Origin of the sequence: Pseudomonas sp. TWR2-1-1 (genome assembly GCF_049897045.1) — a bacterium.
Classification (GTDB): Bacteria; Pseudomonadota; Gammaproteobacteria; order Pseudomonadales; family Pseudomonadaceae; genus Aquipseudomonas; species Aquipseudomonas versuta.
On record NZ_JAFCVM010000001.1, the window covers coordinates 264210 to 278897 of the forward strand.

Consider the following 14688-nt stretch of genomic DNA (forward strand, 5'->3'; position numbering starts at 1 on the left):
CGCGTGCTGTGCGCCTTGCCAGTGGGATACGGCCAGCGCCAGAATGCTGCCATCTGCCCCGCCTGATGTAAGGAAGCCCGATGCCTGATCCTGTAGCTGCCAGCTTGCGTCTAGCGCCTGACGCGCTAACCCGTCCGTTCTCCGCTGAACAGTTCAGCTTCTCCAACACCAATGATCTGGAGCCTTTTCGCGGCATTCTCGGCCAGGAGCGAGCGGTCGAAGCCCTGCAATTTGGCGTGGCCATGCCGCGCCCGGGTTACAACGTATTTGTCATGGGCGAGCCGGGGACCGGTCGCTTTTCGTTCGTCAAACGCTATCTCAAGGCCGAGGGCAAACGCCTGAAGTCACCCAGCGACTGGGTGTATGTGAACAACTTCGATGAGCCGCGCGAGCCGCGCGCGCTTGAGCTGCCTGCGAGTACTGCCGGTGCATTCATCACCGACATCAACGGCTTGATCGACAACCTGCTGGCGACCTTTCCGGCAGTGTTTGAACACCCGACCTACCAGCAACGCAAAAGCGCAATCGATCGCGGTTTCAACCAGCGTTACGACCGTGCGCTGGATGTCATTGAGCGTCTGGCGCTGGAAAAAGGCGTGGCGCTGTACCGCGACAGCAGCAACGTGGCCTTCACTCCGATGAGCGAGGGCAAGGCGCTGGACGAAGCTGAGTTTTCGCAATTGCCCGATGAAGAGCGTGAGCGCTTCCACGAAGATATTTCCGGGCTTGAGGAGCGTCTAAACGAAGAGCTGGCGAGCCTGCCGCAGTGGAAGCGCGAGTCGAACAACCAGCTGCGTCACCTGAACGAAGAAACCATCACCCTGGCGTTGCAACCTCTGCTGGCGCCTCTGTCGCAGAAGTACGCCGAAAATGGTGCGGTCTGCGGCTATTTGCAGGCCATGCAGGTGTATCTGCTGAAGACTGTGGTCGAGCAACTGGTGGACGACAGCAAAACCGATGCTCAGGCGCGCAAGCTGCTTGAAGAGCAGTACCTGCCGAGCCTGGTGGTTGGCCAGCCCATGAGCGGCGGCGCGCCGGTGGTGTTTGAACCACACCCGACCTACGACAACCTGTTTGGCCGGATCGAATACAGCACTGATCAAGGCGCGCTGTACACCACGTATCGGCAATTGCGTCCCGGTGCATTGCACCGTGCCAATGGCGGCTTTTTGATTCTCGAAGCCGAGAAAATGCTTAGCGAGCCCTTTGTGTGGGATGCGCTCAAGCGTGCCCTGCAATCACGCAAACTGAAAATGGAGTCGCCGCTGGGCGAGATGGGCCGTCTGGCCACCATCACCCTTAACCCGCAAGTGATCCCGTTGCAGGTCAAGGTCATCATTATCGGCGCCCGCCAGTTGTACTACACGCTGCAGGATCTGGATCCGGACTTCCAGGAGATGTTCCGGGTACTGGTGGATTTCGATGAAGACATCCCGATGGTCGACGAAAGCCTGGAGCAGTTCGCCCAGTTGCTGACCACGCGCACCTCGGAAGAGGGTATGGCGCCGTTGACCGCTGATGCCGTAGCGCGTCTTGCAACCTACAGTGCGCGTCTTGCCGAGCACCAGGGGCGGTTGTCGGCGCGTATCGGGGATCTGTTTCAGCTGGTCAGCGAGGCGGATTTCATTCGCCACCTGGCCAACGATGCAATGACTGATGCCGGGCACATCGAGCGTGCGCTCAAAGCCAAGGCCACCCGCACCGGGCGCGTTTCGGCGCGGATTCTTGACGACATGCTGGCGGGGATCATTTTGATCGACACCGACGGTGCGGCGGTCGGCAAGTGCAACGGGCTGACGGTACTTGAAGTGGGGGACTCGGCGTTCGGCGTACCTGCGCGCATTTCTGCCACGGTGTATCCGGGAGGCAGTGGCATTGTCGACATCGAGCGTGAAGTAAACCTCGGACAGCCGATTCACTCCAAAGGGGTGATGATTCTGACCGGGTATCTGGGCAGCCGTTATGCCCAGGAATTCCCGCTGGCGATCTCGGCGAGCATCGCGCTGGAGCAATCCTACGGGTATGTCGATGGCGACAGTGCCTCCTTGGGTGAGGCGTGCACGCTGATTTCGGCGCTTTCCAAAACCGCGCTCAAGCAGTGTTTTGCAATCACCGGCTCCATCAACCAGTTCGGCGAAGTGCAGGCGGTGGGCGGAGTCAACGAGAAGATTGAAGGCTTCTTCCGACTCTGCGAGGCACGTGGTCTGACGGGCGAGCAGGGCGCAATCATCCCGCAAGCCAACGTGGCGACCTTGATGCTGGACGAAAAGGTGTTGCAGGCGGTGCGCGAAGGCAAGTTCCACGTTTACGCGGTGCGTCAGGCGGATGAGGCGTTGAGCCTGTTGGTCGGCGAGCCGGCCGGTGAACCGGATGCCGAAGGTCAGTTCCCGGAAGGCAGCGTCAATGCACGGGTGGTCGAAAGGTTGCGGGCGATTGCCGAGATGATCAACGACGAAGACCTCAAGGACGCCGAAAAGGAACTGCTTGCCGAAGTTCTGGCGGCGAAAAAACCGGCTTAACTCTGGATCAACTGCAGGAGCGAGCACGCTCGCTCCTGCAGAGGTCAGGGCATCCGTTGGTCTTGGCAGCTTCTCCTGTCAGATTCTTCCTCTATTCTCAAAGCAGGACTTCCACTGTCGTCACTGGAATGATGCAGCCCGTAGTGTGCGGCTGATGACAGAATCTACCGAGGGTCGCCGCCATGTCGCGCAACCTTTGCCTTACCCGCCAATGCTTGGGCCTGGTTACCCGTATTGAATGCAGCATTCGACCGCTGGCAGGCAATACCGGGATGTGGACGCTGCTGTTTGCTGCCGGGCTGGCAGGCGAGCAGCCGACTACGATCAAGTCCCAAGGCCCGTTCCCCGGCCCTTTTGTGGCTGAAACCATTCTTGAGTCAATCGTTGAAAGCCTGACACTGCATGGCTATCGGCTTGCCGATGACCCGCAGATCTGGTGCCTGCACGTGCAGGCCCAGTTGCGCCAGATCAACGGTGGTCGCTGTCACGCCTCCCGCTAAGTCGCTATATCAGCGGGGCGGGGTGACTTCAGGGACTTTGTCGAGCTTGATTTCAAAACCGTACTCGACAGGCAGCAGGTCTTTGCGGGCATAGCTTTCGAGCTGGGTGGGCTGCCCATAGAAGTAGTGCACGTCAAACAGCGCCGGGCCATTAGGTTCGGCGCTGTGGCTTACGGCGAGTACTTCCTTGAGGTAGTTGCCGGTGTCGTCTTTGGCGTAAAAGCGCCAGGCCTCGGACGGGAACAGCTTTTGATCAACAATCAGTGCGTTGCCTTTGAGTTCGAGGCCTTTAGGCAGTTGCGCCGTGTTCAGGGGCTGTTTGTCGATGGCAGCGATAAACATCGGCATGGAGCCGACTGCATAAGCCGGTGTTTCGGGGAACAGATTGAGGTCATAGGTAATAACCCCTGTATGCGGGTCAACATCGAAGGCCTCGGTGGGCAGTTCCAGAGGCTCGCTGCGCTTGCCGTTCTCGTCTTCGGCGAAGAAGGTGACAGGGGCGTCAGCTGTGTCCGGCAAGGCGCCCAGCAGTTCGTCATTGAAGGTTGGCGGGTGGCTGAACTCAAGGGTTGCGGCGCTGGCGTCATCCACAGACTGGTTGATCACCACGCTCTTTGTCAGCTGTTCAGGCTCCAGGCTGGCGTCTTTGAGGTAGTTGGCGGCCTGATCGTCATACACCACGACCGACAGCGGCAGGGGTTGAATATCTTTGCCCACGACCGTCTTGTCGAGCCTGCGCACAGGCAGGTCGAGGCTTTTACGGGTGATATTGGCGGTGGAGAAATCGAGCACGCTGATGTCGAGGTTTTCGACATTGCCGTTGAAATACACCTTGCTGTAGTGATGGGTGTGGGTGTCGTCAAAGGCCTTCTGTTCGCTATCCAGTTGTTGCCCGAAAGCCTCACTCCACGCGGTTTGCTTGAGCATTTGCGCCAGTTGTAGCTCATAGAAGGCCAACTGCTCGGCGTTTTCATTGATCGAGCCTGCGCGCGACAGGAATTGCCCGGTGTGGTCGCGGGCTTGAATGATCAGCGGATTAAGTTGTGTGTCGCGCACTTCTTCGGCCAGCGCGGCACTGTTGTTGATATCGACTTCGGCGAAGTTTTTGCCCAGGGCCAGCAGGGTCACACTGATCGTGCCGTCGGTGCGGGTTTGGCCCACGTCCTTGCTGTTCAGGTGGAAGTTCACCACTTTGCCGGGGGCGATCACTTCTACCTTGCCGTGCAATATCAGGGGCTGCGGTTGCTGGATGTTTTCAGTTTCAACCCCGTCGATATAGGGGTAGGTGACCGTCAGATCGTCCGGGTTGCTCATATTGGCGCTGGACGGGCTGAGCTGGATGCCGGGATCGGTTTCAGACCACTCGGCCTGGAACGGCACCAGTTGTTTGTTGCTCAGGGTCACGGACTGCCATTCAAGCGCATGGGGGAACGGAAACTCAGAGTCGCTGTTTGCCGGAAACGGGAATACGGGTTCAAGGTCGGTCAGATAATCCGAGCTGGAGTTTTTGCGCACTACAAACAGCCCGTTGATGTAGGTATCGCTCAGCGCCTGGCTGCTGGGGTAGTGCTTGAGCAGGGCCAGGTCGTCATCGCCATATTCGGTTTCGAGCGGTTTTTCCTCAAGCTTGACCCTGGCCCGCTCGAGCAGCAGCAAGGAGCCCCCCAGGTCTGCTACGGCATCTTTGAGTTGCTGGTCCTTGATGCTGTCGAGGCTTTTTTCGAATGCTGCGCTGCGCTCTTCCAGACTGGCCTGCTGGTGTTTGTCATCTGGCGAGCAGCCGCCCGTAATAAGCAAAGCTATTGAAAGCCCGAGACAGCCCAAGGGAAATCGCAGATCCATTGTTCAGTTTTCCTGTCCGAAAGCGGTGCTGAGGAGGTCGACACTAGCAGAAAATTTATTTTACAGGCTGTTTCCGGGGCTTTATCGCTATTGATTTGTCGCTGATATACTCGCGCCCATTTTTTTACTTCCTGTGAGTTTCAATGGAACGCTTTATCGAAAACGCAATGTACGCCTCACGCTGGATTCTGGCCCCGATTTACTTTGGCCTCTCGCTGGGCTTGCTGGCCCTGGCGTTGAAATTCTTCCAGGAAGTGTTTCATGTAATTCCCAACGTGTTCGCGCTATCTGAGTCGGACTTGATCCTGGTCATCCTGTCGTTGATTGACATGGCCCTGGTTGGTGGCTTGCTGGTAATGGTGATGATTTCGGGCTACGAAAACTTTGTCTCCCAGCTGGATATCGATGACCACAAGGAGAAGCTTAGCTGGTTGGGCACCATGGACTCGACGTCGTTGAAGATGAAGGTTGCAGCGTCGATCGTGGCCATCTCTTCGATCCATCTGCTGCGGGTGTTCATGGATGCGCGCAACATCGAGCCTCAGTACTTGATGTGGTACGTGATCATTCATATGACCTTCGTGGTATCGGCGTTTGCCATGGGCTATCTCGACAAACTGACCAAGCACTGATTTGTCGTGACGTGCGTTACATGACGGCGGGCTGCGAAGGCTTTGGGGGCTGTGGTAGTCTGCTCGCCCTTTTTTGGTTCTGGGCGGTTGAGAGGGGGCTGTTTTTAAAAATGGCTTTTTCTGGATCGCCCTACAGCGGAGCAGTGTTATGTCCGAAGTAAATCTGTCGACCGACGAAACCCGCGTTAGCTACGGCATTGGCCGTCAGCTGGGCGACCAACTGCGTGACAACCCGCCACCGGGCGTTAGCCTGGATGCAATCCTGGCTGGCTTGACCGATGCTTTCGCCGGTAAAGAAAGCCGTGTTGGTCAAGAAGAGCTGAGTGCCAGCTTCAAGGTAATCCGCGAGCTGATGCAAGCTGAAGCGGCTGCCAAGGCAGAAGCTGCTGCAGGTGAAGGCAAGGCTTTCCTGGCTGAAAATGCCAAGAAAGACGGCATCACCACCCTGGCTTCGGGTCTGCAATTTGAAGTTGTGACTGCAGGTGAAGGCGCCAAGCCATCGCGTGAAGACACTGTACGTGTTCACTACCACGGCACCCTGATTGACGGCACTGTGTTCGACAGCTCCTACGATCGTGGTCAGCCAGCCGAGTTCCCGGTCGGCGGCGTAATTGCCGGCTGGACCGAAGCCCTGCAACTGATGAACGCCGGCAGCAAATGGCGCATCTACGTGCCGAGCGAATTGGCCTACGGCGCCCAGGGCGTTGGCAGCATCGCTCCGCACAGCGTGCTGGTATTCGACGTTGAGCTGCTGGAAGTTCTGTAAGACTTCGGTGCTTTAACGGTGACCGCGGGTTTGCACGCAAGCCTGCGGTCACACAAGGCTCATCATATTTCCAGTTTGGCGTGATGCTCTTGAGTATCGGTCGTGCCTATGGGGCGCAATGCCCGGGCATAGCAAAACAGAAACAGATTTCGCACCAGTTCTTTGAGCACCACCGGTTCACTTGAGTTGAGCCCGTTGAAATCCAGGTCGCCCTGATCCTGTAGCTCGTTAAGCGCTTCTTCTTCCAGCACCGCACAGACTTCCCCGGTTTCCCGATGCAGGATTCGCAGATAGGGATGTGGACGGTCCAGCCAGGCATCAATTAAATAAGTCATGGTCGTCATCTCCTTGATGAATACCAATGAGAATAATTCTTATTCAATTAATAGCAAGTGCCTATTGGCGGATTTGTTTTTTTTCCGGATAAAAACTGCTGCGGGTCAAAGTTGGTGGCTTTTTGATGTTGCGCGGGGGTTTTGCGAGGAGGCCAGCACCTTCCTGCGCGAAACGCAGGAAGGAAGCGAGCAGGATCAGACTTTGCGAACGAACTCGGACTTGAGTTTCATCGGGCCGATGCCGTCGATTTTGCAGTCGATATCATGGTCGCCATCGCACAGGCGGATGTTTTTGACCTTGGTCCCGACCTTGACCACCAGGGATGTGCCTTTGATTTTCAGGTCTTTGATCACGGTGATGGTGTCACCGTCGGTCAGGACAGTGCCTGCGGAGTCTTTATAGACTTTTACATCGCTGGCTTCTTCGGCGTCGCCATTGGCGGACCACTCATGGGCGCATTCCGGGCAGATCAGCTGGGCGCCGTCTTCGTAGGTGTATTCGGAATTGCATTTTGGGCAGGGTGGCAACGTGCTCACTAAAGCTCCTTAAGAGTCAGGATGGCTAAAAGGCACGCATTATATAGGGTTTTGTTGGCGGGCGGTGGTTAGGGGTGTAATGAACGTGTGGGAGCTGGCTTGCCAGCGATTGCATCACCTGCCATCACTGATGGATCGAGGTGTATGCATCGCTGGCAAGCCAGCTCCCACAAGGTTTAGTGCGTGCGGGCGACCGCGAACTCGCTCAGTTCAACCAGTGCGTCGCGGTATTCGCTGGGCGGCAGGCTTTCAAGGCAGGCAATGGCCCGGGCTACATAATCACGGGCCAGTTGTGCGGTGTAGTCCAGCGAACCAGATTCCTCCACGGCCGCGCGAATGCTCTCCAGATCTTCAATGCCGCCTTTCTGAATCGCTTTGCGAACCAGGGCAGCCTGCTCGGCCGTGCCTTCGCGCATGGTGTAGATCAGCGGCAAGGTCGGTTTGCCTTCAGCCAGATCATCGCCCACGTTTTTGCCCAGGGTTTCGGCATCGCCACGGTAGTCGAGCAAGTCGTCGACCAGCTGGAACGCCACGCCCAGATGATCACCAAAGGTGCGCAGGGCTTCGCTTTGCTCTGGAGTGGCACCGGCCAGGGCCGCTGCGCTGTGGGTAGAGGCCTCGAACAGCATCGCGGTTTTGCCGCGAATCACTTCCATGTAGGTTTCTTCGGTGGTGCTGGCGTCGCGCACTTTGGACAGCTGCAGGACTTCGCCTTCGGCAATGATGCGGGTGGCTTGCGACAGGATTTTCATCACTGGCATCGAACCCAGCTCGACCATCATTTCGAAGGAGCGCGAATACAGGAAGTCGCCAACCAGTACGCTTGGCGCATTGCCCCACGTTGCATTGGCAGTCTTGCGGCCACGGCGCATGCCGGACATGTCCACCACGTCGTCGTGCAGCAGGGTCGCGGTATGCAGGAACTCGATGGTCGCGGCCAGTAAGCGCAAGTCGTCGCCTTCACGGCCCAGTGCCTTGCCGCACAACAACACTAATAAAGGACGCAGGCGTTTGCCGCCGGCCGAAGTGATGTAGTCGCCGATTTTTGAGACCAGCGGGACGCGTGAAGTCAGCTGCTTCTTGATGATGTCGTCGACGGCGCTAAAATCGTCCGCCACCGCGCGGTAGAAAGCTTGGGGTTGCATCAGCGACAGGTGCTCCAGAAGGGTTGCGCGGCATGCTAGGTCGGGGGGCAGGGCCTGTCAAGGCGCGATGGGCGGCCCCTTGCAACCCTGACGTGGCTTGCGTACAATCGCGCACCCTGAACTTCCTGGGCAGCACCTGCCTTACGCAATTGCACTTGGGCCGTTCCAGCCCCATGCAGCCATGCCAGCCAATACCTTTACCTATAAAGAGCTGGGTGAGCAGGATTATCGGAGAAATACCATGTCGTACGCAGTAATCGTTACTGGTGGCAAGCAATACAAAGTAGCACCAGGTGAATACCTGAAGATCGAGAAACTGGAAATCGCCACTGGCGAATCCGTAACTTTTGATCGCGTTCTGTTGGTCGCCAATGGCGACGACGTAAACATCGGCGCTCCAGTTGTTCCTGGCGCCACTGTTGTTGCTGAAGTGATTTCCCAAGGTCGTCACGACAAGATCCGCATCATCAAGTTCCGTCGTCGTAAGCACCACATGAAGCGTATGGGCCACCGCCAGTGGTACACCGAGATCAAAATCACCGGTATTCAGGCTTAATTTCAGCCTAATTCCTCACTAGGAGAATTGACTCATGGCACACAAAAAAGCTGGTGGTAGTACCCGTAACGGTCGCGACTCAGAAGCCAAACGCCTTGGCGTGAAGATGTATGGCGGCCAGGCTATCATCCCGGGCAACATCATCGTGCGTCAGCGCGGTACTCAGTTCCACGCTGGCTACGGCGTTGGTATGGGTAAAGATCACACCCTGTTCGCGAAAGTGGAAGGCGTGATCAAGTTCCAGGTTAAGGGCGCCTTCGGTCGTCGCTATGTAAGCATCGTTCCGAAGACTGCAGTCGTCGCGGCGTAAAAGCTTGGTAGCTGGAAGAGCCCTGTCTTGCGACGGGGCTTTTTCGTTTGTGGGGTGAGTCTCTTGCAAAACTGTTTGTATGGGCTGCTGGCGCTGGATTTAACGGTCGTTGATTGAGGTCGCTGCGCTCATTTTTGCAAGAGTCTTATGTCTTGGTTTTTATCGGCTCGTCCTGATGACGAGAGGCGCGTTTTGTTATGAAGTTTGTTGATGAAGTATCGATCAAAGTAAAAGCTGGCGATGGTGGTAACGGTTGCATGAGTTTCCGTCGCGAGAAGTTCATCGAAAACGGTGGTCCGAACGGTGGTGATGGTGGTGATGGCGGCTCGATCTATATGGTCGCCGACGAAAACCTCAATACCCTGGTTGACTACCGCTACACGCGTCACTTTGATGCCCAGCGCGGTTCGAACGGCGGCAGCGCCGATTGTACCGGTCGTAAAGGCGAAGACATGATTCTGCGTGTTCCGGTCGGTACGACCGTGATCGACGCCGGGACTCAGGAAATCATCGGCGACCTGACCAAGGCCGGCCAGCGTTTGCTGGTTGTGCACGGCGGTTGGCACGGTCTGGGTAACACCCGTTTCAAGTCCAGCACCAACCGGGCTCCGCGCCAGACCACTCCGGGCAAGCCGGGTGAGCAGCGCGACCTGAAGCTGGAATTGAAAGTACTGGCTGACGTAGGTCTGCTTGGTTTGCCGAATGCGGGTAAAAGTACCTTTATCCGTTCGGTATCGGCGGCCAAGCCTAAAGTGGCGGATTATCCGTTTACTACCCTGGTGCCAAACCTGGGTGTGGTCAGCGTTGATCGCTGGAAGAGCTTCGTGATTGCCGATATTCCTGGCTTGATCGAAGGCGCATCTGATGGTGCGGGCCTGGGCATTCGTTTCCTCAAGCACTTGGCGCGTACGCGTTTGCTGCTGCATCTTGTGGACATGGCGCCAGTTGAGGGCACCGAAAGCGCTGCTGATACTGCTGAAGTCATCGTCAACGAGCTGACCAAGTTCAGCCCGTCGCTGGCTGAACGTGATCGTTGGCTGGTGCTGAACAAGTGCGATTCTTTGCCGGAAGATGAGCATGACGCTCGAGTAAAAGAAGTTGTCGATCGTCTTGAGTGGACCGGTCCGGTGTATGTGATCTCGGCCATTGCCAAGATTGGCACCGAGAAGCTTTGCCACGACATCATGCGTTACCTCGAAGACCGTGCCGATCGTCTGGCCAACGACCCTGCCTACAAGGCAGAGTTGAATGAGCTTGATCAGCGCATCGAAGATGAGGCGCGTGCCCAGTTGCAGGCGCTGGATGATCAGCGTGCCCTGCGCCGCAGCGGCGTGAAGAGCGTCCACGACATCGGTGAAGATGACTGGGACGAAGAAGATGTTGATGATGAGGATGGTCCGGAAATCATTTACGTCCGCGACTGATTCCTTGCAGTAAACTGAAGCGCCGCTCAATCGAGCGGCGTTTTGGCATCTACGTAACGGTAATCAAAATAATTCCATGGGCAGCACTCGGTCGTGCTGCTCTCAGGCATAGGTTGGATGATGATGCGGAGCAAGGTGACGGGTGCGCAGCGTTGGGTCGTAAAGATCGGTAGCGCATTGCTGACAGCGGATGGCAAGGGGCTGGATCGCGCGGCGATGGGCGTCTGGGTCGAGCAAATGGTGGCCCTGCACGAGGCGGGCGTGGAGCTGGTGCTGGTGTCTTCCGGTGCGGTAGCGGCCGGGATGAGTCGCCTTGGCTGGACAGTCCGACCCAGTGCGATGCATGAGCTGCAGGCGGCTGCGGCCATTGGTCAAATGGGGTTGGTACAGGCCTGGGAGTCGAGCTTCGCCGAGCATTCCCGGCACACCGCGCAAATTCTGCTGACCCATGATGACCTGTCTGACCGCAAGCGTTACCTGAATGCCCGCAGTACGTTGCGTACCCTGGTTGAGTTGGGTGTGATCCCGGTTATCAATGAAAACGACACCGTGGTTACTGACGAAATTCGTTTTGGTGACAACGACACGCTGGCAGCGTTGGTGGCCAATCTGGTTGAGGCTGATCTGTTGGTCATTCTGACCGACCGCGATGGCATGTTTGATGCTGATCCGCGTAACAACCCCGATGCAAAAATGATTTATGAGGCGCGCGCCGATGACCCGGCGCTGGATGCTGTGGCGGGCGGTACTGGCGGAGCGCTCGGTCGTGGCGGCATGCAGACCAAGTTGCGTGCGGCACGCCTGGCGGCGCGTTCGGGGGCGCATACGATTATTGTTGGCGGGCGTCTGGAGCGAGTGCTGGATCGTCTGAAGGCCGGTGAGCGTCTGGGCACATTGCTGTCGCCAGAGCGTGGCATGCTGGCTGCGCGCAAGCAGTGGCTGGCCGGGCATCTGCAGACTCGCGGTACGCTGGTACTGGATGATGGCGCTGTAGCTGCGTTGTCCAAGGGCAATAAAAGTTTGCTGCCTGTGGGTGTCAAAGCGGTGCAGGGTGGCTTTCGGCGTGGCGAAATGGTGGTTTGTGTGGCGGCGGACGGTCGAGAGATTGCCCGTGGTCTGGCCAACTACAGTGCTGGTGAAGCGCAGAAAATTATTGGGCAGTCGTCAGATGCGATTGTCAGTTTGCTGGGTTACATGGCGGAGCCGGAACTGGTTCACCGCGATAACCTGATCCTGGTCTGATTTTGAGGTGTGACATGCGCTTGATTAGCGGTTTGTTGGGGTTGATGTTGGCGATGCCGTTGCTGGCCTCTGCCGAAGAAATCGGTACGGTGTCGACGGTCTTCAAGTTTGTCGGGCCCAATGATCGCATTGTGGTCGAGGCCTTCGATGATCCCAAGGTGGACGGGGTTACCTGTTATCTGTCGCGTGCCAAGACTGGCGGCATGAAAGGCGGTCTGGGACTGGCTGAGGATCGTGCCGAAGCCTCCATCGCGTGCCGCCAGACGGGGCCTATCAGCTTCAAGGGTGATTTGAAGGATGGTGAGGAGGTGTTCAAGGAGCGCACGTCGCTGGTGTTCAAGACCATGCAGGTGGTGCGATTCCTCGACAAAAAGCGCAATACACTGGTTTATCTGGTGTACAGCGACCGCCTGATTGAAGGCAGTCCGCAGAATGCGGTGACGGCAATCCCGATTTTGCCTTGGCCGCACGAGTAATTCCTTTCAATAAAAAAGCTGCGATGGGGGTGATGCCTTTCGCGGCTTTTTTTGTGCCTGTCAAATGCCGTGGTCGTCGTGGGCTGTCATGGGTCTGTAGTCGCTGACGAGCGTAGCGAGGCTGTGATCGGCTGCGTGGCAGTCGTGTGTTGTGCGAGCGCCAGGCGCTCGATCGCAGCCTTGCTGCGCTCGTCAGCGGTGACGGGTCAGGAGTTCTGGCATAAATCGCAGGCAATAAAAAACCGACCCTGAGGTCGGTTTTTTAAAAAGCTTATCGCTTAAGCGGCTGTCGCAAGGTTCAGTGCCTTGACGTGGCCATTCAGGCGGCTCTTATGGCGAGCAGCTTTGTTCTTGTGGATGATGCCTTTATCGGCCATACGGTCGATAACAGGAACAGCCAGAACATAAGCAGCTTGCGCTTTAGCAGCGTCTTTTGCGTCGATGGCTTTAACTACATTCTTGATGTAGGTACGAACCATGGAACGCAGGCTGGCGTTGTGGCTGCGACGCTTCTCAGCCTGTTTTGCACGTTTTTTGGCGGAAGGTGTGTTGGCCACCGTCGAGCTCCTCGAAAGACTTTTGGGAAATAACAAACAAAATAGGCCGCGAATCATGCCGATGACGACAACTCTTGTCAAGGGCGATTGATACGATCCGCTGAGTGGTGGATCGAGGGAGACGGGAGATTTATTTCCGGCGCTTGACCTGTAAACTCGCGAGCTTGGCTCTGTGCTGTTGCGGCGCGCAGTATCGCATAAGTGGGCGCTTTGTTCGCCTGCTCTTTATCTATAGGCAAAAACTCTTTCAATGAATTTGCTCAAATCGTTAGCTGCCGTCAGCTCTATCACCATGATTTCAAGGGTTTTAGGCTTTATTCGGGACACCATCATTGCGCGTACCTTTGGTGCCGGAATGGCCACGGATGCGTTCTTTATCGCCTTCAAATTGCCCAATCTGCTGCGCAGGATCTTCGCCGAGGGGGCTTTCTCTCAGGCCTTTGTGCCGATTCTGGCTGAGTACAAAAGCCAGCAAGGCGAGGAAGCTACGCGCACATTTGTTGCCTACGTGGCGGGATTGCTGACTTTGGTGCTGGCCATCGTGACCATCCTGGGGATGATTGCCGCGCCCTGGGTGATTTGGGCGACGGCGCCAGGGTTTGCTACCACTCCGGAGAAGTTCGAGCTCACTTCCGACATGTTGCGGGTCACATTCCCCTATATTTTGCTGATCTCGTTGTCATCCCTGGCAGGCGCGATCCTCAATACCTGGAACCGCTTTTCGGTACCGGCCTTCGTGCCGACCCTGCTCAACGTCAGCATGATCATTTTTGCGTTGTTCCTGACACCGTACTTCGATCCGCCGGTCATGGCCCTGGGCTGGGCTGTTCTGGTCGGTGGTCTGGCGCAGTTGCTGTTTCAGCTGCCCCACCTGAAAAAAATCGGCATGCTGGTGCTTCCGCGGCTCAATCTGCGTGATACCGGTGTATGGCGGGTCATGAAACAAATGCTGCCGGCCATTCTGGGTGTATCGGTCAGTCAGATTTCGCTGATTATCAACACGATCTTTGCCTCGTTCCTGGTCGCCGGGTCGGTGTCCTGGATGTACTACGCAGACCGATTGATGGAGTTGCCTTCAGGGGTTTTGGGTGTGGCGCTGGGTACCATTTTGTTGCCGACGCTGTCAAAAACCTACGCTAACAAGGATCGTCATGAATACTCGCGGATCCTCGATTGGGGCCTGCGTCTGTGCTTTGTTCTGGTATTGCCGTGCTCCCTGGCATTGGCGATCCTCGCTGAGCCGTTGACGGTGTCGCTGTTTCAGTACGGTCAGTTCACCGCACTGGATTCGGCCATGACTCAGCGGGCCTTGATTGCGTACTCCTTCGGATTGCTCGGTATTATTTTGATTAAAGTCCTGGCTCCGGGGTTTTATGCCCAGCAAAACATCCGCACGCCGGTAAAAATTGCCGTATTTACGCTGGTCATTACTCAGTTACTCAACCTGATATTCATTGTGCCGTTGCAGCACGCAGGCCTGGCGCTGGCCATCAGTGTCGGCGCCTGCATCAATGCCGGCTTGCTGTTTTGGCAGATACGCAAGCAGAAGCTGTTTGTCGTCCAGCCGGGCTGGGGCAAATACTTGTTCAAGCTGTTGCTGGCCGTAGGTGTGATGTCTGCTGTTTTGCTGGGCTTGATGCAATTGATGCCTGCCTGGGATCAAGGTCATATGCTGGAGCGCTTCATGCGTTTGGGCGGGTTGGTGGTTGCGGGCGTACTGGTTTATTTCGGCATGCTATTGCTGCTGGGCTTGCGTTTGAAGGATTTCGCCCGCAAGTCTCTTATGTGAGGTAATTGCAGGTCAGACGTCTATTTTGTTGAATTGACCTGATTTGCCTTGCGCTGTT

15 protein-coding genes are annotated in these 14688 nt (G+C 56.6%); 10 read left to right on the forward strand and 5 right to left on the reverse strand.

The window, feature by feature from the left end:
* Positions 1–80 precede the first annotated feature (80 nt).
* Together ACP7BO_RS01285 and ACP7BO_RS01290 are read left to right on the forward strand one after the other, a co-directional pair.
* Positions 81–2519, forward strand: coding sequence for a Lon protease family protein (locus ACP7BO_RS01285; protein WP_397455723.1), 2439 nt, complete (start codon positions 81–83; stop codon positions 2517–2519).
* Positions 2520–2701: 182 nt separating this feature from the next.
* Complete coding sequence (locus tag ACP7BO_RS01290) at positions 2702–3019, forward strand: hypothetical protein (protein ID WP_060690655.1); 318 nt, start codon at positions 2702–2704, stop codon at positions 3017–3019.
* 9 nt (positions 3020–3028) lie between these two features.
* Here ACP7BO_RS01290 and ACP7BO_RS01295 read toward each other — a convergent pair whose 3' ends face one another.
* Positions 3029–4861 (reverse strand): hypothetical protein, encoded by a 1833-nt coding sequence (locus tag ACP7BO_RS01295; RefSeq protein WP_426208232.1) that lies wholly within the window; start codon positions 4859–4861, stop codon positions 3029–3031.
* Positions 4862–5004: 143 nt separating this feature from the next.
* On the opposite strand from ACP7BO_RS01295, the gene ACP7BO_RS01300 reads away from it, so the two are divergent.
* Together ACP7BO_RS01300 and ACP7BO_RS01305 are read left to right on the forward strand one after the other, a co-directional pair.
* Positions 5005–5493 (forward strand): TIGR00645 family protein, encoded by a 489-nt coding sequence (locus ACP7BO_RS01300; protein WP_003443930.1) that lies wholly within the window; start codon positions 5005–5007, stop codon positions 5491–5493.
* Between the two features lie 148 nt (positions 5494–5641).
* Positions 5642–6259, forward strand: coding sequence for an FKBP-type peptidyl-prolyl cis-trans isomerase (locus tag ACP7BO_RS01305; protein WP_003443927.1), 618 nt, complete (start codon positions 5642–5644; stop codon positions 6257–6259).
* A 62-nt stretch (positions 6260–6321) separates the two neighbouring features.
* Here the strand turns inward: ACP7BO_RS01305 and ACP7BO_RS01310 are convergent, their stop codons facing one another.
* The 3 genes from ACP7BO_RS01310 to ACP7BO_RS01320 all read right to left on the reverse strand — a co-directional run bounded on the left by ACP7BO_RS01310 (position 6322) and on the right by ACP7BO_RS01320 (position 8276).
* Complete coding sequence (locus ACP7BO_RS01310) at positions 6322–6594, reverse strand: hypothetical protein (protein ID WP_397455725.1); 273 nt, start codon at positions 6592–6594, stop codon at positions 6322–6324.
* 195 nt (positions 6595–6789) lie between these two features.
* Positions 6790–7131: a zinc ribbon domain-containing protein YjdM gene (locus tag ACP7BO_RS01315; protein ID WP_060690658.1), complete on the reverse strand. Its 342-nt coding sequence runs from the start codon at positions 7129–7131 to the stop codon at positions 6790–6792.
* A 176-nt stretch (positions 7132–7307) separates the two neighbouring features.
* The gene (locus ACP7BO_RS01320) at positions 7308–8276 is read right to left on the reverse strand and encodes a polyprenyl synthetase family protein (RefSeq protein WP_060690659.1); all 969 of its coding nucleotides are present in this window, start codon (positions 8274–8276) and stop codon (positions 7308–7310) included.
* Between the two features lie 241 nt (positions 8277–8517).
* On the opposite strand from ACP7BO_RS01320, the gene rplU reads away from it, so the two are divergent.
* The 5 genes from rplU to ACP7BO_RS01345 all read left to right on the forward strand — a co-directional run bounded on the left by rplU (position 8518) and on the right by ACP7BO_RS01345 (position 12284).
* Positions 8518–8832, forward strand: coding sequence for a 50S ribosomal protein L21 (gene rplU, locus ACP7BO_RS01325; RefSeq protein ID WP_003443915.1), 315 nt, complete (start codon positions 8518–8520; stop codon positions 8830–8832).
* 34 nt (positions 8833–8866) lie between these two features.
* Complete coding sequence (gene rpmA, locus ACP7BO_RS01330; RefSeq protein WP_003443913.1) at positions 8867–9142, forward strand: 50S ribosomal protein L27; 276 nt, start codon at positions 8867–8869, stop codon at positions 9140–9142.
* 197 nt (positions 9143–9339) lie between these two features.
* The gene (cgtA, locus tag ACP7BO_RS01335) at positions 9340–10566 is read left to right on the forward strand and encodes an Obg family GTPase CgtA (RefSeq protein WP_060690660.1); all 1227 of its coding nucleotides are present in this window, start codon (positions 9340–9342) and stop codon (positions 10564–10566) included.
* A 123-nt stretch (positions 10567–10689) separates the two neighbouring features.
* Positions 10690–11808, forward strand: a complete 1119-nt coding sequence (proB, locus tag ACP7BO_RS01340; protein WP_397457189.1) for a glutamate 5-kinase — start codon at positions 10690–10692, stop codon at positions 11806–11808.
* 14 nt (positions 11809–11822) lie between these two features.
* A complete protein-coding gene (locus ACP7BO_RS01345; RefSeq protein ID WP_397455726.1) occupies positions 11823–12284 on the forward strand; it encodes a CreA family protein in 462 nt (153 codons plus the stop codon).
* A gap of 278 nt (positions 12285–12562) precedes the next feature.
* On the opposite strand, the gene rpsT is transcribed toward ACP7BO_RS01345, so the two are convergent.
* Positions 12563–12841, reverse strand: coding sequence for a 30S ribosomal protein S20 (gene rpsT / locus ACP7BO_RS01350; RefSeq protein ID WP_003443902.1), 279 nt, complete (start codon positions 12839–12841; stop codon positions 12563–12565).
* Positions 12842–13091: 250 nt separating this feature from the next.
* Here rpsT and murJ point away from each other — a divergent pair, with 250 nt between their 5' ends.
* Positions 13092–14630: a murein biosynthesis integral membrane protein MurJ gene (gene murJ, locus ACP7BO_RS01355; RefSeq protein ID WP_397455727.1), complete on the forward strand. Its 1539-nt coding sequence runs from the start codon at positions 13092–13094 to the stop codon at positions 14628–14630.
* Positions 14631–14688 lie beyond the last annotated feature (58 nt).

Excerpts from the sequence above, each read along its gene's own strand:
- ACP7BO_RS01320 (WP_060690659.1), bottom strand. The coding sequence starts at position 8,276 with ATGCAACCCCAAGCTTTCTACCGCGCGGTGGCGGACGATTTTAGCGCC.
- ACP7BO_RS01290 (WP_060690655.1), top strand. The coding sequence starts at position 2,702 with ATGTCGCGCAACCTTTGCCTTACCCGCCAATGCTTGGGCCTGGTTACC.
- murJ (WP_397455727.1), top strand. The coding sequence starts at position 13,092 with ATGAATTTGCTCAAATCGTTAGCTGCCGTCAGCTCTATCACCATGATT.
- ACP7BO_RS01300 (WP_003443930.1), top strand. The coding sequence starts at position 5,005 with ATGGAACGCTTTATCGAAAACGCAATGTACGCCTCACGCTGGATTCTG.
- ACP7BO_RS01285 (WP_397455723.1), top strand. The coding sequence starts at position 81 with ATGCCTGATCCTGTAGCTGCCAGCTTGCGTCTAGCGCCTGACGCGCTA.
- ACP7BO_RS01345 (WP_397455726.1), top strand. The coding sequence starts at position 11,823 with ATGCGCTTGATTAGCGGTTTGTTGGGGTTGATGTTGGCGATGCCGTTG.
- cgtA (WP_060690660.1), top strand. The coding sequence starts at position 9,340 with ATGAAGTTTGTTGATGAAGTATCGATCAAAGTAAAAGCTGGCGATGGT.
- ACP7BO_RS01305 (WP_003443927.1), top strand. The coding sequence starts at position 5,642 with ATGTCCGAAGTAAATCTGTCGACCGACGAAACCCGCGTTAGCTACGGC.
- ACP7BO_RS01310 (WP_397455725.1), bottom strand. The coding sequence starts at position 6,594 with ATGACTTATTTAATTGATGCCTGGCTGGACCGTCCACATCCCTATCTG.
- rplU (WP_003443915.1), top strand. The coding sequence starts at position 8,518 with ATGTCGTACGCAGTAATCGTTACTGGTGGCAAGCAATACAAAGTAGCA.
- rpmA (WP_003443913.1), top strand. The coding sequence starts at position 8,867 with ATGGCACACAAAAAAGCTGGTGGTAGTACCCGTAACGGTCGCGACTCA.
- ACP7BO_RS01295 (WP_426208232.1), bottom strand. The coding sequence starts at position 4,861 with ATGGATCTGCGATTTCCCTTGGGCTGTCTCGGGCTTTCAATAGCTTTG.
- proB (WP_397457189.1), top strand. The coding sequence starts at position 10,690 with ATGCGGAGCAAGGTGACGGGTGCGCAGCGTTGGGTCGTAAAGATCGGT.